Source organism: Neisseria sp. S1, from assembly GCF_048060015.1.
GTDB lineage: Bacteria > Pseudomonadota > Gammaproteobacteria > Burkholderiales > Neisseriaceae > Neisseria > Neisseria arctica.
Genome location: NZ_JBLUPI010000003.1, coordinates 175727 through 193008 on the forward strand (window position 1 = coordinate 175727; position 17282 = coordinate 193008).

Consider the following 17282-nt stretch of genomic DNA (forward strand, 5'->3'; position numbering starts at 1 on the left):
ATAAACAAAATAATGATTTTTCAGTAAGTAGCAAGATAAAAACGATATGTTCTACACTGTGAATCAAAATAATAGGCAGAGGGTGCAACTATGAAGGCAAAAGTAAAAATATTACCGTCTTTTTCTTTGGGTTTAGTGTTGTGCAGTATGACCGCATGGGCTGAAAATACTCCTGTCAAGGGCATTGATACCGTTTCCAATCCGATCGAGCAGCAAAAGAGCAACTGGGTTGATAAACAACATGATGGCATCAGTAAAGGAGTAGACCGTATCGCAGAGAAAATGGACGGTTGGTTTGGAGCACCGGATCCGAATAATCCCGCTACGGCTACTCTGCGGATACTTGTGGATACCGAATGGAATAAATACGATGATTTTTCGGTAAAGCCGCGGATTAGAGGCCGTGTCAAGCTGCCCGTGTTGGAGAGAAAACTAAGCGTAGTGTTCGGTGATGATGAATTAGATAATCAAATGGCCGACAATGCCCATTTAGGTAAAGATGGTTTGCAAAACAATGATCCGGATAAAACTTTCAACGGCAGCCGTACACGGGAAAATAATTCTTCCTTAGCATTACGGTGGTCGGACATATCTAGGCTTACAGGGTTGGACACGGATTTTGACATAGGTATCCGCTCCGGTGATGATCTTTATGCGCGTGTAAAGGCAGGGAAAAATTGGCAGTTGGCGAATAACTATACTACTTCGGTCGAGCAGATTTACCGTTATGGAATTGACAGCGAGCATTATGCCCGTACCAATTTCGAAATACGTAAAGCTCCACCGGGCAAACCTTTTATTGCAAACCATTTGCACACCCAATATACCCATACCGATGGTAATGAAGCATGGAGTTGGGGCAATAGTCTGTACCGCCAGCATGATTTGGCACCCGGTAAATGGTTTAATTACGGGCTTTACGCAGGTGGCCCAATTAAAAGTAAAAAAGCCGATATTAATAGCTATGGCCCCTTTGCAGGTTACCGTCAGCCTATTTACCGCGATTGGTTGTATGCACAAACCGAAGTAAATTATTACAATGACCGAAGTGCCAAACGAGATCACCATATAGGTGCTTTGTTTAGACTGGAAGCTTTGTTTTAAATAGGACGGATCAACGGCGAGAGCGTATGCGACGGTATCTTGGGCAAAAGTAAAAGTTTAAAAAAAGCCCCATAAAATCGGGGATTAAGACGCAAAAGAATTTTCTCTTCTAGCAGCTTTTGAACGTTTAAAAAAAGCCCCATAAAATCGGGGATTAAGACCGTCCACCGTGATACTAAGTGGGTATCGTTCACTGTTTAAAAAAAGCCCCATAAAATCGGGGATTAAGACTTACTTCAGGTTTTCTTGATTTAAATGCAGCATGGGTTTAAAAAAAGCCCCATAAAATCGGGGATTAAGACAGTTCTGTACCGTCAGCATATTGTTCCGTTACAAGTTTAAAAAAAGCCCCATAAAATCGGGGATTAAGACATTTTCGAGGCACTCTCTGTAGAGATGATACCTGTTTAAAAAAAGCCCCATAAAATCGGGGATTAAGACGCCTTTCAGCTTGCTGTACAGGCTTTTCATTTTGTTTAAAAAAAGCCCCATAAAATCGGGGATTAAGACTTTTAATCCTTTTTATATTTATCAAGGCGTATTGAGTTTAAAAAAAGCCCCATAAAATCGGGGATTAAGACGCATTTGGTTTTCAGATTTCATTTTTTTCGACGTTTAAAAAAAGCCCCATAAAATCGGGGTCTGAATCTTTAAAACTTAACAAGGGGAAATGATGGCTAAACGGCATTTATATTTATTTGCCTATGATATTTCGGATGCACGCATGCGGCGCCGGGTAAGGGAGATACTGCGCGGTTATGCCGTAGGCGGACAAAAATCGTTATTCGAGTGTTGGCTCACGGCAGGCGAGTTGGCAGATTTGTGCCGGCGCTTGCCTAATATGATTGCCAGTGGGGATAAATTGCAGGTGGTTCGTTTGTCTGAAAGCGAGCCGCCTGTTTTGTTTGGTATTGCGAAACCTTTGGCTTTTGATGTCTTTATGGTGGTGTGATGACTGTTTTGTTTATCGATCGAAAGGGTTTGACTTTACGGGCCGATGGGGCGGCTTTGGTGTTGTACGATGGTGATGAAAGGGTGGCGACGGTACCTTTACGGATTCTGGAAAGGGTATGCATCAGGGGAAACGTTTTACTGTCTGCTGCGGTATTGGGCAAGTTGGGCGAGCAGGGGGTGGGTGTATTGGTATTGGGAGGGCGTAAGCGCGAACCTGTATTGATGATGCCCAGCTTGAGGGTAGATGTGAAGCGGCGCGCGGCTCAATTTGCTTTGGCACAGGATACGGCGTTTTGTTTGAAGATGGCGCGCTTATGGGTGGCGGCAAAGGTGGGGCGGCAGCTGGCCTTATTGGAAAAGTTTGCGGCGGAAAACGAAAGCTGGCGGGCACGGCTGCACAATATGATTGAGACATTGCGTACGGTTGCCGCTCAAACGGAGCGGGCGTCGGATATCGGAGCTTTACGCGGTTTGGAGGGTGCGGCCGCGGCACATTATTTTGCTGCTTTGGCTGTGGTGTTGCCGCCTTCTTTGGGCTTTTCGGGCAGAAACCGCCGTCCGCCGAAAGATGCTTTCAATGTGGTGCTTTCGTTGGGTTATACGATGTTGCATTTTGAGCTGGTGCGGCAGATTTATTTGGTTGGGTTGGATCCTTTTTTGGGCTTTTACCATACGGTGGCTCATGGGCGGGAGTCGTTGGCCAGTGATTTGCTTGAGTCTGTCCGCCCACTTTATGATGAGTGGGCGGCGGGCTTGTTTGCCGGAGGCGTGCTGAGGCCGGAGGATTTTTTGATGCGCGGCGAGGCATGCGAAATGGGGAAAGCAGGAAGAATGCGTTTTTATCCGGCTTATGAGAGGGCAGCCAAGGAATGGCGGCCTTTGCTTTATAGTTTGTGCGTAGGGCTTTTGCGTGATTTGGGATATGCCGCCGAAGGTAATGAAGCGGTGTTGGTGCCGTCTGAAATATATCGGGTGGATGATGCGGTGGCTGATTGCGTATGATGTTGCCTGCCCGCGCCGTTTGCTGCGTGTTTACCGTTTTGTGTGCGGCTATGCTTTGCCGTTGCAAAACAGTGTGTTTTTGCTGGTCGGACATCGTGAGGATTTTGAATGTTGTATGCAGGGCTTGATGTCGTTACTGGATCCGAAGGAGGATGATTTGCGGGCGTATTGCTTGCCTCAGGGCGGTGTGTGCCGTGCTTTGGGAGGGGATTGGATGCCGGAAGGGGTTTGGTTGTCGATAGTTGATTCGGGCTGAGGGTTGTTTCAGACGGCCTGTGTAGACGATTGGTATCGGTGTCACAAATTTGTCTGTGCTGTTTTTGGCAATTTTGCCGGGTAGAATATGTTTTTATTTTCAGTAGATACATAAGGGCTATGATTTATTTTGTATCCCGTCATGAGGGAGCCATTGAGTGGATGAAGCAGCAGCCGGAATGGCGTGTGGATCGTTTTGTGCGCCATTTGGATCCGGTGTATGTGCGGCCGGGCGACGTGGTATTGGGTACGCTGCCGTTGCATTTGGCAGCCGAAGTATGCGCGCGCGGTGCGGCTTTTTATTTTTTAACCCTGCCTCAAACGGAATCAAGGCGTGGTTCGGAATATTCCGTTGAGGAGATGGAGCGTTTGGGCTGCCGTTTGCAGCGGTTTGATGTACGGGCTTTATAAGGCCGTCTGAAAAAGGAAAATAGAGATTATGAAGAAGTTTGATGTACATGTGTGTTTGGTATCCGATCAAGCTGTGCCGAATTTTGTGCCCGTGCTGGATAAAGATTTCCGCCCGGGCAAGGTATTGTTGCTGGTAACGGAAAAAATGCAAGCAAAGGCAGATGCTTTGGCGGGTGCTTTAAAGAAGCGTTGCCCAGAGGTGCAAGTGGAGAAAATTGCTTTGCCGAGCGAATATGATATGGCCGGTGTTGAGGAGCGTTTGTTGGAGTTGTTGTGCGATGTAGAGAATGATCAGATTGCTTTGAATGTTACCGGCGGCACCAAGTTGATGGCTATTGCAGCTTATGGCATGTTTAAAGAGGTAGGAAGGTCTGCTTTTTACTTTACTGCTGATAGTAATGAGGTATTGTTGCTTGGTGCGGGAGATAAGGAGCGTTTTACTTTGCAGCCTCCGAAAATGAAAATTGAGGATTATTTGGCCTTACATGGCTATCCGGCCAAGGCTCCTTTGCAAAAGCAGGTAAGTCATAAAACATGGCTGCCTTTTGCCCAGGATTTGGTCAGGCATACGATTTTGGCAGAAGGTTTGCCGGCATTGAATTATGCAATTTCAAAGGCGATAAAGGAGAAAAAAGAGTATGTAACAGTATGTGATATACCCAAGAGCGAGGAGAGAGAGCAGTTGTTGGATCTTTTGGAAAAACACGGGTTGGCTGAGGTGGATGATGGCAAGCTGTGTTTTCCCGATGAGGATGCTCTCCGCTATGTAGCAGGAGGCTGGTTTGAGGATTATGTATTTGATATCGCCAAATCGTTGCCGGGTGTGCAGGATATCGCTATAAACGTGCAGATTGTTAATGCCAAGGCTGGTATTGAGGCGCACAATGAATTGGATGTTGTATTGTTGGCGAATAATGTTTTACATGTGATTGAATGTAAAACGGCTAATTTTGCCAAGAGGGAGGAGAAGGCCGAAGATGCTCTGTATAAGCTGGAGTCATTAAAAAAACTTGGCGGATTGCGCACACGGGCCATGTTTGTTTCTTATCACGGGCTTCCGTCTCATTCTCGCGACCGTGCCCTTAGCTCACAGATTGATGTGATTGAGAAAAGTAACCTGACGGGCATGAAAACTATAATGGAAAAGTGGATTTATGGTTGAACGGCGTAAAATTTTGGTAGCGGTAACGGGTATGTCGCCGCAAATCGTTACGGAAACGATATATGCTTTATATTGCCGGGATGGCTGGCTGCCTGAAAAAGTATATGTTCTGACCACACAAACGGGAGCCGATAATATCTCAGCTTCATTATTGGGTAGGGAAGGTTTTTTTGAAAATCTCTGTGCGGAATATGGGTTGGGGAATATTGATTTTAATGCGGATAATATCCGGGTGATCCGTGATGCTTTGGGGCAGCCTCTAGTTGATATCCGAACTCCCGAGGAAAACAGCTTGGCGGCCGATCAGATTGTGCGCTTCATTCATGATTTGTGTGCCGATGAATATACGGAGCTGCATGTATCAATAGCAGGCGGGCGTAAGTCGATGGGCTTTTATATAGGTTATGCGTTGTCTCTTTTCGGGCGAAGGTGGGATAAATTATCACATGTATTGGTAGAAGAGGCTTTTGAGCAGAACCGTGATTTTTTCTACCCGCCGAAAAGTTCGCGGATTTTGGATACGCCTTTAGGTCTGCGTGATGCCGCTGCGGCTAAAGTGATGTTGGCAGATATTCCTTTTGTACGGATGCGGGAGGGGATGCCGCAATTGGCTTTGGATGAGGAGTGGAGTTTTTCCCAAGCGGTGGCGTTAACCCAACAAAACTTGGCTGATTTCCGTTTGGTGATTAATTGTGCCGATTTAAGCATAGTGTGTCATGGTACGGAGCCAATCAAATTGCCTGTGAGGGAATTTTGTTTTTATTTGGCTATGGCTGAATTCAAATTGGATGGCAAGATATTGGTGAAGAAACGAACTCATCAAGATTATGAGCTGTTAAAGAAAAAATATTGGCATCACTACCAGAATTTGAATAAAAAATTTAAGGGAAAGGGCCGAGCAGCCGTGCAAGCCAGGGAAGAGGAATGGGAAAGATTGGATAAGGCAGATAAAATACATGATATTTGGAAAGAGGTGCCCAGTACAATTAAGAAAAAATTGAAAAAGCGATTGGGGGATTTTTCTAAGTATTTTGAAATTACCAGTAGCGGAAAGCGCAATAAAATGGAATATCAACTTGCCGCGGATAAGGAAAATATCGAAATCAGATATTAGGTTTTGTTTGAGGTTGTGGATAAGAGAAAAGCCGGAGTGGAATATCGCTCCGGCTTTTGTGTTTTGCAGGCCATTTTTTGTTAAGTAAGGCTAAGCCGGTACAGATAGGTAGTTTCTTGGTTGCGGGCAAAGGAAAGCGGGTCGGTTGTATCAGCTGCTTTAGCGTGCCGGGGTTTGATGCTGTGCACTGCAAGCAGTTTTAGAGAGGCCGTCTGAAAGGATTGGTGTAAAAATTGGGGTGTGCGTAGCCCCAGATGTTCGGCAAGGTCGGAAATAATCAGCCATGCTTCACCTTGCGGATTAAGGTGTTTTCCAATTCCGGCCAAAAAGCCTTTCAGCATTTGGTGGTCTGGATCGTATAGGGCGGTTTCTATTGCGGAGGTAGGTTTGGCAGGCAGCCAGGGTGGGTTGCAGATAATTAAATCTGCTTTTCCTTCCGGAAATAAATCAGTTTGCTGCAAGGTGATTTGCCGGGCGGTGCCGGATTGTTCGATGTTACGGCGGGCGCAGTTGATAGCATTCGGATTAGTATCTGTAGCGGTAATATGCGGGATGCCGCGCTTGGCTAGTAGAATTGCTAAAACGCCGCTGCCTGTGCCGATATCAAATGCGGTTTGGCATTGGTTGGGCAATGGAGCTTCTGCTGCAAGTTGCAGGTATTCGCCACGTAGTGGCGAGAATACGCCGAAGGGAACATGGATTTTGCCTCCGATTTGGGCAATATCGACACCTTTTTTGTGCCACTCGTGCGCGCCGATTAGGCCGAGTAATAAATTAAGCGGCATGGCGAAAGGCTGTTCATTTGGGTGCGGATAAATATCGGTTAGGGCGGCGTGGATATCGGGTGCCCGCGGCAAATCGAGTTGGAAACCGGGTTGTATTTCTATTGCCAGCATGTTTAGTAAGCGGCTTTGTTGTGCTTGCTGCATGCGGTGGTGATGAAATGCGATGGCGGGAGCTTGTTGGATTATTGTGGATTTAGCGGGTTTGCGTATGCGCTTTTTGATGGCGGATAAAACCTGTTTGGCATTATGGAAATCCCCCTGCCAAATGCTGGCGGTATTTGTATATGCGTTTTTTAAAATGGTTGCGGCGCTTTGTTCGCGGATATAAACGGCATGTACGGGCGGTTTTTGCAGGCTTTCGGTGCGCCATTCGATAGTAGTGTTCTGATCGGTAGGAATATAGGTAGGCATTGTGTTTTTATAAGGTATGGAATAAATATTAAGAGGCAGTTTACTATAAATCTATGGAAGCCTTACATAAAAGGATAAGTGTGAAGAGGATTGGCGAATAAGGCGGTATGGTTTGGAGCATGCAGTCGAATTGCTAAGGCCGTCTGAAAATTTTACCCAAATTGGACAAAATGTATATTTATGATTAAATAATTTGGAGTGTTTTTTATTTTTTCTAAAAAATATTGCCGTTTTGTCTGATTTGCGTATAATCAGTGGTTATCAACGTTGAAAATTATTTATAAAGATTAAAGGTGCATCATGCAATTGGACATTGACCGCTTAATTGCTTTTTTCGGTGGCGTTAATGCCTTGGCCGAGGCATTGAAGAAGTTTGACCCGCAAAATGCAGCCAGCACGGCAGCTATTTATAAATGGCGTGCCCGTGGCTCACTGCCGTTGAGCCAATTGCAGAAGCTTAGTGCTTTGGCTGATGCACAAGGACGACCGTTGGACTTGAATGCTTTTATGCAACAGCATTCTTCATTGGAGAAACAAACTATGCCTACCGATAACCGTATTATCATTTTCGATACCACTTTGCGTGATGGAGAACAGTCGCCGGGTGCGGCAATGACCAAAGAGGAAAAAATCCGTGTGGCACGCCAGCTGGAAAAATTAGGTGTCGATGTGATTGAGGCAGGCTTTGCTGCGGCCAGCCCGGGTGATTTCGAAGCGGTAAATGAAATTGCCAAAACGCTGACTACGGCAACCGTATGTTCCTTAAGCCGTGCGGTAGAACGTGATATCCGGGCAGCGGGAGAGGCGGTGGCTCCGGCTGCCAAGCGACGCATCCACACTTTTATCGCTACCAGCCCGATTCATATGGAATATAAACTGAAGATGAAGCCGAAGCAGGTGATTGAGGCGGCTGTTAAGGCGGTAAGCATTGCTAAAGAATATACCGATGACGTAGAGTTTTCGTGTGAGGATGCGTTACGTTCCGAAATCAGTTTTCTGGCGGAAATCTGCGGAGCCGTTATCGAAGCAGGAGCGACGACTATCAATATTCCGGATACGGTGGGATATTCTGTGCCACACCGCACCGAGGCTTTTTTCCGTGAGTTAATTGCGAAAACGCCGGGTGGCGACAAAGTGGTATGGTCGGCACACTGCCACAATGATTTGGGCTTGGCCGTTGCAAATTCCTTGGCTGCCGTACAAGGCGGTGCGCGCCAAGTGGAATGTACGATCAACGGCTTGGGCGAGCGTGCAGGCAATGCTAGCTTGGAAGAAATCGTGATGGCGTTTAAAACCCGTCATGATGTTTTCGGCTTGGACACCGGTATTGATACGGTGCAAATTGTGCCGACTTCCAAACTGGTGTCTACTGTTACCGGTTATCCGGTACAACCTAATAAAGCAATTGTGGGTGCCAATGCTTTTGCCCACGAATCAGGAATTCACCAAGACGGGGTGTTAAAGCACCGGGAAACATATGAAATTATGTCGGCAGAATCGGTAGGGTGGGCGGCAAACCGTTTGAGTTTGGGTAAGCTTTCAGGTCGTAATGCTTTTAAAACCAAGTTGGCTGACTTGGGAATCCAGTTGGAAAGCGAAGAGGCATTAAATGCTGCATTTGCCCGTTTTAAAGAGCTGGCCGATAAAAAGCGCGAAATCTTTGATGAAGACTTGCATGTGTTGGTATCAGATGAACTGGCTACCCTTTCACAAGACCACTATAAATTTATTTCACAAAAAATCTCTACCGAAACAGGCGAATTGCCGACGGCTGAAGTGGTATTCAGCGTAGGTGGACAGGAGCATCGCGCCGTCGCCAACGGCTCTGGCCCTGTTGATGCCATTTTCAGGGCTATTGAGAGTATGGCAAATAGTGGCGCGGTATTGCAGCTTTATTCAGTTAATGCTGTTACCGAAGGTACGGAAAGTCAAGGTGAGACTTCTGTACGCTTGGTTCGTAATGGTCGGGTAGTGAGTGGTCAAGGTGCGGATACGGATGTATTGGTAGCGACGGCAAAAGCGTATTTGTCTGCTTTGAGCAAGTTGGAGTTTGGTACGGAAAAAATTAAAGCCCAAGGCGGCGGTATTTGATTTTAGTTTGAAAAGGGGCGGCTATCCGATATGGTAGCCGCCCCTTTTTATTTTGATATTGTACGATTTGCAATATGGCGCTTAAGTTTAAAGATGCCGGTAAGATCAGATTTATGTAAAAAGATGGGATAAGGTTATTTTATTTGGTATAGAGTTTGCGGATTGAACTCGGGTGAAAAAGGCCATCTGAATTGTTTTCAGACGGCCTTATTGTAGATGGGGAATATTGTCGGTTCTGTTGAAAAAATATTTGGAAAAGCAATAAAAAAACACCGCCCGAATATACTCGGGTGGTGTTTTTAAACTGGCAAAAGATTAATTTTATCAGTATGCACGATCTGCTTTGTAACCTTTTACAGCGAAGAATACGATGTAGAGGTAGCAAAGGGCAGATACGATAAATGATAACAACAGGCCAACATGGTCGGCAGCAAAGCCTTGGATCAAGGGAACCACGGCACCACCTACGATAGCGGTACAGATAATGCCTGATGCCGTACTGGTGAATTTACCCAAACCTTTGGTTGCCAAAGAGAAGATAGTTGGGAACATGATTGAGTTAAAGAAGCCGATTGCCAGCAAGGCCCACATAGAAACTGCGCCGCCGTTTGCCAAAATGGCAATAGTAATCAGGCTGATGGCCATCACGGAGTTGAACGCCAAGTATTTGTTGGGCGCAATTTTGTTCATTACGGCAGAACCCAAGAAACGGCCTACCATTGCACCGCCCCAGTAGAGAGCCAGATATTTGGCACCGGTAGAGTGGCTGAGACCTGCGGTTTCTTCCATAACACTTACTAAAAGCGAACCGATGGATACTTCGGCACCTACATAGCAGAAGATTGCGATGGCACCTAATACCAAGTGTTTGTATTGCCAAACGCTGGTTTTACCATCCGGGTTGTGTTCGGTTTCTGCCTCGGCGATTTTACGCGCGTCGGGCAATTTGATCATTTTGACAAAAATCGCCAGCAATACCAGTAAGCCGGCCAAGCCGAGATAGGGGATTTGTACGGATTCTACTTCTTGGGCTTTAGTGAGTTGCTGGGTTGCGTCTGTCAAAATCAGTAAAGAGCCGAAAAGCGGAGCAATAGTGGTACCCAGAGAGTTGAATGCCTGCACCAAGGTCAGGGTAGAAGATTCTTTGCCAGGTTTGGCCAGTAAGGTTACATAGGGGTTACCGGCCACTTGCAGCAGAGTAACGCCGGAAGCAAGAATAAATAATGCGCCTAAGAAAATCGGATAAGACGCGCTGCCGGCAGCCGGGTAAAACAGCAAGCAACCTACAGCAGTCAGCAAAAAGCCGCCGATTACGCCGTTTTTATAACCGAGTTTTTCAACTAATTTGCCCATGGGAATCGACATGATGGCATAGGCGGTAAAGAAGCAGAATTGAATCAGCATCGCTTGCGCGTAGGTGAGTTCAAAAATCGCTTTCAGGTGTGGAATCAGGATATCGTTCATGCAGGTAATAAAACCCATCATGAAGAATAACGCGGTCAATACCGATAAGGCGGTATTGTTATTTTGTGATTGCGTAGACATGATTTCGTCCTTTAGTTGAGATATATAATATATTAATGTTTGTTAAGAAAGGTATGAAATGATACTGCTAAAAAAGTATCTTGCCTATCATTATTTACTGCTATAGCATAAATTAATCAAATAATCGGCCGGTATAAATAATCCGATTTTTATAAACATTCGGCGTTTTCATTGAAAAATGCCGTCTGAAATTTTCAGACGGCATCAGGTAATGGCTTATGCGGCATTTTATGCTGTATAAGTAAAACTGCGCTTTAGCATCCGCAGTCTTTATCTTTGTCACAGTTGGCATTACGGTAGAGGCGTACCAAACGCTCGGTAGAGCTGTCGTGTTTCTGAACCGGGGTTTCTCCGGTGAGCTCTGCCAAAATCGTTTTGGCCAGTTGTTTGCCCAATTCGACACCCCATTGGTCGAAACTATTGATGCCCCAAATGATGCCTTGCACAAACGTTTTATGTTCGTAAAGTGCGATCAGGCTGCCCATATTACGCGGATTTATTTTATCCATCAGAATCATATTGCTGGGGCGGTTGCCTGAAAAAGTTTTATGCGGTACCAATTCTTCGATACGGTTGTTGTCTACTCCTTGGGCGGTTAGCTCCGCACGTACTTCGTCGGGTGTTTTGCCGCGCATGAAAGCTTCTGCTTGGGCGAAAACATTGGCCAAAAGGATTTCATGATGGCCGGGCAGATTACTGCGTTTTTCCAGTGAGGCAATCAAATCGATAGGGGTGATGTGTGTGCCTTGGTGCAGTAGTTGGAAAAAGGCATGTTGGCCGTTGATGCCTGTTTCACCCCAAATAATCGGTGCGGTTTCATGTTCTACCGGCATGCCGTCGAGGGTAACTTGTTTGCCGTTGCTTTCCATATCAAGTTGCTGGATAAATTTGGGCAATCGGTGCAAGTGTTGGTCGTAGGGGGCGATAATATGGCTGCCGCCGCCATAGTAGTTGATATACCAAACGCCTATCATGGCGAGTAATACGGGCATATTGGCTTCAAGCGGCGCATTAATGAAATGTTGATCCATCAGGTGTGCGCCGTTGAGCATCTCAATAAAATTCTCTTCGCCCAAATAAAGCATAATGGGCAGGCCGATGGCCGACCACAGGCTGTAGCGTCCACCTACCCAATCCCAAAATTCAAACATATTGGCTGTGTCGATACCGAAGTCGGCAACCGCTTTTTTATTGGTGGAAACGGCAACAAAATGTTGGGCAACCGCGGCCTCATCATTGGCGTGTTTTAGAAACCACTCGCGTGCAGTAAGGGCGTTGGTAAGCGTTTCCTGAGTGGTAAAGGTTTTGGAGGCGACAATGAATAGAGTGGTTTCGGGGTGCACTTTTTCCAATACGTCACGCAGTTGGGAACCGTCAACATTAGAAACAAAGTGCATATTCAGCCGCGGATGGCCGAATGGTTTGAGTGCGGTACACATCATTAAAGGGCCCAAATCCGAGCCGCCGATACCGATATTTACAACATCGGTAATCACTTGGTTGGTATAGCCCAACCATTCTCCGCTGCGTACTTCGTGTGCAAACTCGCCCATGCGGTGGAGAACGTGGTTGACTTTGGGCATAACGTCTTCGCCGTCTACAATAATTGGGGCGTTGGTACGGTTGCGTAAGGCGATATGAAGTACGGCACGGTTTTCAGTAGTATTGATTTTTTCGCCGTGAAACATTTGTTTCATACGCTCGGGTACACCGGCTTCCCGCGCCAGCTGCATCAATAGGGCTAAAGTTTCATCGGTGATGCGGTTTTTAGAGTAATCGAGTTTGATGCCCCCTACCTCCAGCCAATAGCGTTCTGCACGGCCGGGGTCGGTAGCGAATAATTGGCGCATATGGTCGCTTTTGGTTGCATCGAAGTGTTGCCAAAGCCGCCGCCATGAAGGTAAATCTTGAAGGTGTTTCATTATTGAGGATCCTTTTGGTTTTCTTGTTCTTTGCGTTTATGTTTGTTGTGAATGCTACGTTTGCTTTTTTCCAATTGCAGACTGGCGGTTTCGCCTAAACGTAAGGCAAGGCCGATGGCGAGAATATCGATGACAACCAATTGCAGCAGGCGTGAGATCATAGGGGTATAACGTTCGCTATCTTCTTGGGCGACAACGCTCAATACACAATCGGCCAGTTGTGCCAACGGCGAATCGCTGCGGGTGATGGCGATGACTTGGGCGCCGTTTTCTTTGGCGATGCTGACCGCATCCAATACTTCGATGGAGGAACCGGAATTGGAAATCACGACCAGTACGTCCTGGTCGCTTAAGACGGAAGCGGCCATCAGTTGGATATGGGTATCAACATAAGCAACGGTGGAGATACCGAAGCGGAAGAATTTATGTTGGGCATCTTGTGCCACGATGCCTGAGTTACCTACGCCGTAAAATTCAATCCGGCGGGCATGCGTAAGCATGGCGATGGCGTTTTCGAGATCGGTTTCCTTCAAGGCGCGGCGCGCTCCCAAAATGGAAGCTGCAGTGTTACCGAGCACTTTTTCCATCACATCGTTCATATCGTCGTCTGCATTGAGCTCCTCGTGGACGTAAGGCATGCCTTCGTGGCCGATACTGGCAGACAGTGCGAGTTTGAATTCGGGTAGCCCTTTATAGCCCAAGCTTCGGCAAAAGCGGATAACTGTAGGCTGGCTGACTGATGCATGTTCGGCAATTTCGGCTACGGCAGCATGCACAAACCATTTGGGTTCGGCCAATGCGCATTCGGCCACTTTACGTTCTGCACCGGAAAGATTATTTAGAGATTCGCTGATTTTGCTTAACATCATGTTGTATTCCATGGCGGTTAAATCAACCGGGCGGCTTTGCGGTGGATATTTGTTTGCAGGCCGTCTGAAAGCTTTGCCGGTATGATGGTTTGTCGTTTTCCCTAACTATACGGCAGCGCGCCCGGCTACCGCAGTTAAGTCTATATTATAGTTGTGAAACAAGAATAAAACAGCCTGCCCGGATGACGTTTTTCACAATTGGGCAGGCTGTTGTCTGTTAGGAAGAAGCTGTGGCGTCGGTTTCGCCCAAATGGTTGGACAGGGCCACCGCGGCTCCCGAAATGCCCGGATATTCGCTTAAGACCACGTACACTGGAATGGCAGCCAAATAGGCATCAAACCTTCCTTTGCTTTCGAAGCGGTTACGGAATGGGGAACTTTTAAAGTAATTAATGAAGCGCGGGATAATGCCGCCGCATAAGTATACGCCCCCACTGGCTCCCAAAGTTAATGCTAAGTTTGAGGATACTGTTCCAAGCATGGCGCAGAAAATATCTAATGTTAAGCGGCAAAGGGGCGAGGTACCGCTCAAAGCGCGCTCGCTGATTTCTGAAGGAGAAAGTTTGTCGCGTTTCACACCTTCCCGATAAGCCAGAGCTTCGTGAATGAGTGTGAGGCCGGCGCCGCTAAGAAAGCGTTCAGCGGAAACATGACCGTATTTCTTTTTGGCGTATTGCCAAATCAGCATCTCGGCATCATCAAATGGAGAAAAGCTGACATGCCCGCCTTCGCCGGCAAGGGGCACCCAGCCTGCTTTGCTGTGAATCAGGCCGCTTACTCCCAATCCTGTTCCCGGCCCGATAACGGCTTTGGGCGCGTTTTCAACTGCTTGGGAACCGCCGATTTGAATCAGATCTTCTTTCGGCATTTTAGTAATTGCCAAAGCTTGGGCGGTAAAGTCATTGAGAAGAATCAGTGTTTCCAAACCGAGTGCTTGGCGGGTAGTTTCAATGGAAAATGCCCAATGGTGGTTGGTCATCTGAACCCAGTCACCCAAAATAGGGTTGGCGATGGCAATGGCCGCGTGGCTGATTTTAGGGTTGCCGCAGCGGTTGAGATACTCACGGGCTGCATCTACGATGGTGTTGTAGTCGTTGCAAGCGAGCACTTCCACTTTTTCGATTTTTTGCGGTGCGCTTTCAAGGGCGAAGCGGGCGTTTGTACCGCCGATATCGGCCACTAGGCGCGGCCAGGCTGTTGGAGGGTTAGTTTGCGTAGTAGACATGGCAAGTAGCCTCTTGTGCGTTGAGAATATAACTGATTGGGTAGGTTTTATTGATATCGGTTGCGGCGGCATCATATACCGCTTTTTTTTCTTCACCTTGAATGGCCAGAAATACTGCCGGAGTGTTGAGAATGGCTGGTAGGGTCATTGAAATACGTTCATGGGGAGCTGTAACGGGTGAGGTGTGTAGTAAGGGAACGGTATTATTCATATCCAATCCCCGGTCAAGTTGGGGCGCTTGCGGAAATAGGGAGGCGGTGTGGCCGTCTCCGCCCATACCTAATATCAATATATCGGGCTGAACGAAGTGGGTTAGGGCGGTTTTGACGGCACTTTCAGGTTGCAGATCCATATCTTTTTTACCGTCTTCAATCATCGGAATCCAGTGTGCGGCGGCGGCATGGTTTTTCAGTAGGTATTGTTTGACCAATCCGGTATTGCTGTCGGGATGGTTGGTCGGGACGATGCGTTCGTCAACCAAGGTAATGCCTGTGTTGTGCCAATCCAATGCTTTTCGAGAGAGGGCTTCGAAAAAGGCAATAGGCGAGCGGCCGCCCGACACGGCCAAGACAGCCCGTCCTTTTTGATCCAAGGTATTGCGCAGTGTTGTAGCTACGGCGTCGGCTAATGCGGCTGCGGCTTCGGAGGGTGAGTTGTAGGAGTGCCATTGCACGCTCATGATTTATTCCTCTTTTGCTCAATCTGGTATTTTTGATGCTTTCAGACGGCCTTCCGATTGGGAAAGGCCGTCTGAAAATGAAGTATTATTGCTCTTCATGCCAAAGGTTACCGTCGCGTGCCAACAATGCGCGTGCAGCTTCGGGGCCCCAGCTGTTGGCGGTATAGCCGTGTGGGGGTACCGGGCTTTGCGACCAATTTTCCATAATCGGCATCACCCATGCCCAAGCGGCTTCCAGCTCGTCACGACGGTTAAAGAGTGCCAGTTTGCCATTAATCACATCAAGTAATAGGCGCTCGTATGCTTCGGCCCGCCGGCCCTCGATGGCTTGACCCATGTCCACGCTTAAAGCGGTAGTTTCTACACGGTTGCCTGCGCCGGGAGTTTTGACTTGGGTATAGAGGCGGATAGATTCTGTCGGTTGCAGTTCGATTACCAGACGGTTGGGGGCAGTTTGGCTGTTTTCAAAAATATGGTTATCTAAGTCGCGGAAGTTCAAAACGATTTCCGCAACTTTTCCGGTCATACGCTTTCCGGTACGCAGGTAAAACGGAACGCCAGCCCAACGTTGGTTTTGGATTTCGGCTTTGATGGCTACATAGGTTTCGGTGCAGCTTTCCGGCGGCACTTGGTGTTCTTCAAGGTAGCCGTTTAAGCGCATACTGTCTTTTTCGCCCGGGGTATATTGGCCGCGGACAACATTTTGGTCTACATCTTGTAGGCTTAGTGGTTTTAGTGATTTGATTACCTTCAGCTTTTCATCGCGTACAGCATCGGCGTCAAGGCTTGCGGGTTTTTCCATGGCTGTCATACACAGCATCTGCATCAGATGGTTTTGTACCATATCGCGTAAGGCGCCGGTAATGTCATAAAACTCACCCCTCTCTTCTACGCCGAGTTGTTCTGCAATGGTCAGCTGGACGCTTTTTACATATTTGTTGTTCCATAACGGCTCGAACATGATGTTGGCAAAACGTAATGCAAGCAAATTTTGCAGGGACTCTTTTCCCAGATAATGGTCGATACGGTAAATTTGTTTTTCTTGATAAAAAGCGCCTACGGCCGCATTGATTTCTTGCGAGGATTTTAAATCGGTTCCCAGGGGCTTTTCTAAAACTATGCGTACTTTTTCGTTATTTAACCCGATAGCGGCCAAATTCTCACAAATCGGTGTGAAAAATTTAGGTGCCGTTGAAAGGTAAACAATTACGTTGTCAGTATTTTCCCGAGCATTAACGGTTTCGCCCAAGGCAAGGAAGGTTTCCGGGCGGGTAGCGTCAACGGTGAGATATTGGATGCGGGCAACGAATGTTTTCCATAGTTCATCGCTAAAGTGGTTTTTGATATGGATTTTTGAGTCGCTCTCTACTTTTTTTAGAAAAGCGGCGGTATCGAATTTGCTGCGGCTTACGCCCAAAATACGGCCTTCGGGGTGTAGCAAGCCGGCGGCGTGTGCCTGATAAAGGCAGGGAATCAGTTTGCGCATGGCCAGATCGCCGGTGGCGCCAAACAAGATCAAGTCAAAGTTTGTTTGTGTATTCATTGCGTTATCTTTCATATTCCACAAAAGGTTTGTGCTTGCTGACCCTCGGGCTGTAATGAGACCGGAAATATTTTATTTTATAACAACACTATTATAATAATATTGTATGACGGTGGGAATGTTTGGACATGCACCACAATGATTCGTAGCAATCCTACACGCCACTACAGTTTTTGTCTATGTTGTTTTGGGTAAAATATTTGATTTAGG

Annotated in this window: 15 protein-coding genes and 1 CRISPR repeat array; of the genes, 8 read left to right on the forward strand and 7 right to left on the reverse strand. The window is 47.1% G+C overall.

Features of this window, described 5'->3' with window-relative positions:
- The first annotated feature begins 90 nt into the window (after positions 1-90).
- The 7 genes from ACEPPX_RS03605 (at position 91) to csm6 (ending at position 6002) form a co-directional block, all read left to right on the forward strand.
- On the forward strand, positions 91-1104 hold the full coding sequence (locus tag ACEPPX_RS03605; protein ID WP_416622969.1) for a hypothetical protein: 1014 nt from the start codon (positions 91-93) through the stop codon (positions 1102-1104).
- A 55-nt stretch (positions 1105-1159) separates the two neighbouring features.
- Positions 1160-1753: a CRISPR direct-repeat array (repeat unit 36 nt; unit sequence GTTTAAAAAAAGCCCCATAAAATCGGGGATTAAGAC).
- A 24-nt stretch (positions 1754-1777) separates the two neighbouring features.
- The gene (gene cas2 / locus ACEPPX_RS03610; protein ID WP_416622970.1) at positions 1778-2056 is read left to right on the forward strand and encodes a CRISPR-associated endonuclease Cas2; all 279 of its coding nucleotides are present in this window, start codon (positions 1778-1780) and stop codon (positions 2054-2056) included.
- On the forward strand, positions 2056-3060 hold the full coding sequence (gene cas1, locus ACEPPX_RS03615) for a CRISPR-associated endonuclease Cas1 (protein WP_416622971.1): 1005 nt from the start codon (positions 2056-2058) through the stop codon (positions 3058-3060). Before cas2 ends, cas1 begins: the two co-directional genes overlap by 1 nt.
- Positions 3038-3316 (forward strand): hypothetical protein, encoded by a 279-nt coding sequence (locus tag ACEPPX_RS03620; protein ID WP_416622972.1) that lies wholly within the window; start codon positions 3038-3040, stop codon positions 3314-3316. Before cas1 ends, ACEPPX_RS03620 begins: the two co-directional genes overlap by 23 nt.
- Positions 3317-3435: 119 nt before the next feature.
- On the forward strand, positions 3436-3726 hold the full coding sequence (gene csx16, locus ACEPPX_RS03625; protein ID WP_416622973.1) for a CRISPR-associated protein Csx16: 291 nt from the start codon (positions 3436-3438) through the stop codon (positions 3724-3726).
- Between the two features lie 28 nt (positions 3727-3754).
- Positions 3755-4888 carry a Card1-like endonuclease domain-containing protein gene (locus tag ACEPPX_RS03630; RefSeq protein ID WP_416622974.1) on the forward strand — a complete coding sequence of 378 codons (1134 nt, stop codon included), beginning with the start codon at positions 3755-3757 and terminating at the stop codon, positions 4886-4888.
- Positions 4881-6002 (forward strand): CRISPR-associated ring nuclease Csm6, encoded by a 1122-nt coding sequence (gene csm6, locus ACEPPX_RS03635; protein WP_416622975.1) that lies wholly within the window; start codon positions 4881-4883, stop codon positions 6000-6002. The genes ACEPPX_RS03630 and csm6 overlap by 8 nt, the downstream gene beginning before the upstream one ends.
- An 80-nt stretch (positions 6003-6082) precedes the next feature.
- Here csm6 and ACEPPX_RS03640 read toward each other — a convergent pair whose 3' ends face one another.
- Entirely contained in the window at positions 6083-7198 is a 1116-nt protein-coding gene (locus ACEPPX_RS03640) for a methyltransferase (RefSeq protein ID WP_416622976.1), read from the reverse strand.
- A gap of 300 nt (positions 7199-7498) precedes the next feature.
- On the opposite strand from ACEPPX_RS03640, the gene ACEPPX_RS03645 reads away from it, so the two are divergent.
- A complete protein-coding gene (locus tag ACEPPX_RS03645; RefSeq protein ID WP_416622977.1) occupies positions 7499-9289 on the forward strand; it encodes a 2-isopropylmalate synthase in 1791 nt (596 codons plus the stop codon).
- 324 nt (positions 9290-9613) lie between these two features.
- Here ACEPPX_RS03645 and ACEPPX_RS03650 read toward each other — a convergent pair whose 3' ends face one another.
- The 6 genes from ACEPPX_RS03650 to zwf all read right to left on the reverse strand — a co-directional run bounded on the left by ACEPPX_RS03650 (position 9614) and on the right by zwf (position 17072).
- Positions 9614-10834 (reverse strand): sugar MFS transporter, encoded by a 1221-nt coding sequence (locus ACEPPX_RS03650; RefSeq protein ID WP_416622978.1) that lies wholly within the window; start codon positions 10832-10834, stop codon positions 9614-9616.
- Positions 10835-11088: 254 nt separating this feature from the next.
- Positions 11089-12756: a glucose-6-phosphate isomerase gene (pgi, locus tag ACEPPX_RS03655; protein ID WP_416622979.1), complete on the reverse strand. Its 1668-nt coding sequence runs from the start codon at positions 12754-12756 to the stop codon at positions 11089-11091.
- The gene (locus tag ACEPPX_RS03660; RefSeq protein WP_047761441.1) at positions 12756-13622 is read right to left on the reverse strand and encodes a MurR/RpiR family transcriptional regulator; all 867 of its coding nucleotides are present in this window, start codon (positions 13620-13622) and stop codon (positions 12756-12758) included. The genes pgi and ACEPPX_RS03660 overlap by 1 nt, the downstream gene beginning before the upstream one ends.
- Positions 13623-13842: 220 nt before the next feature.
- Entirely contained in the window at positions 13843-14850 is a 1008-nt protein-coding gene (locus ACEPPX_RS03665) for a glucokinase (protein ID WP_416622980.1), read from the reverse strand.
- Positions 14831-15529: a 6-phosphogluconolactonase gene (pgl, locus tag ACEPPX_RS03670; RefSeq protein ID WP_416622981.1), complete on the reverse strand. Its 699-nt coding sequence runs from the start codon at positions 15527-15529 to the stop codon at positions 14831-14833. The genes ACEPPX_RS03665 and pgl overlap by 20 nt, the downstream gene beginning before the upstream one ends.
- A gap of 85 nt (positions 15530-15614) precedes the next feature.
- Positions 15615-17072: a glucose-6-phosphate dehydrogenase gene (gene zwf, locus ACEPPX_RS03675; protein ID WP_416622982.1), complete on the reverse strand. Its 1458-nt coding sequence runs from the start codon at positions 17070-17072 to the stop codon at positions 15615-15617.
- Positions 17073-17282: the final 210 nt, after the last annotated feature.

Coding starts and splice junctions, on each gene's coding strand:
- ACEPPX_RS03650 (WP_416622978.1), bottom strand. CDS start 10,834: ATGTCTACGCAATCACAAAATAACAATACCGCCTTATCGGTATTGACC.
- ACEPPX_RS03620 (WP_416622972.1), top strand. CDS start 3,038: ATGCGGTGGCTGATTGCGTATGATGTTGCCTGCCCGCGCCGTTTGCTG.
- ACEPPX_RS03605 (WP_416622969.1), top strand. CDS start 91: ATGAAGGCAAAAGTAAAAATATTACCGTCTTTTTCTTTGGGTTTAGTG.
- pgl (WP_416622981.1), bottom strand. CDS start 15,529: ATGAGCGTGCAATGGCACTCCTACAACTCACCCTCCGAAGCCGCAGCC.
- csx16 (WP_416622973.1), top strand. CDS start 3,436: ATGATTTATTTTGTATCCCGTCATGAGGGAGCCATTGAGTGGATGAAG.
- ACEPPX_RS03640 (WP_416622976.1), bottom strand. CDS start 7,198: ATGCCTACCTATATTCCTACCGATCAGAACACTACTATCGAATGGCGC.
- pgi (WP_416622979.1), bottom strand. CDS start 12,756: ATGAAACACCTTCAAGATTTACCTTCATGGCGGCGGCTTTGGCAACAC.
- ACEPPX_RS03645 (WP_416622977.1), top strand. CDS start 7,499: ATGCAATTGGACATTGACCGCTTAATTGCTTTTTTCGGTGGCGTTAAT.
- cas2 (WP_416622970.1), top strand. CDS start 1,778: ATGGCTAAACGGCATTTATATTTATTTGCCTATGATATTTCGGATGCA.
- ACEPPX_RS03665 (WP_416622980.1), bottom strand. CDS start 14,850: ATGTCTACTACGCAAACTAACCCTCCAACAGCCTGGCCGCGCCTAGTG.
- cas1 (WP_416622971.1), top strand. CDS start 2,056: ATGACTGTTTTGTTTATCGATCGAAAGGGTTTGACTTTACGGGCCGAT.
- ACEPPX_RS03660 (WP_047761441.1), bottom strand. CDS start 13,622: ATGTTAAGCAAAATCAGCGAATCTCTAAATAATCTTTCCGGTGCAGAA.
- zwf (WP_416622982.1), bottom strand. CDS start 17,072: ATGAATACACAAACAAACTTTGACTTGATCTTGTTTGGCGCCACCGGC.
- ACEPPX_RS03630 (WP_416622974.1), top strand. CDS start 3,755: ATGAAGAAGTTTGATGTACATGTGTGTTTGGTATCCGATCAAGCTGTG.
- csm6 (WP_416622975.1), top strand. CDS start 4,881: ATGGTTGAACGGCGTAAAATTTTGGTAGCGGTAACGGGTATGTCGCCG.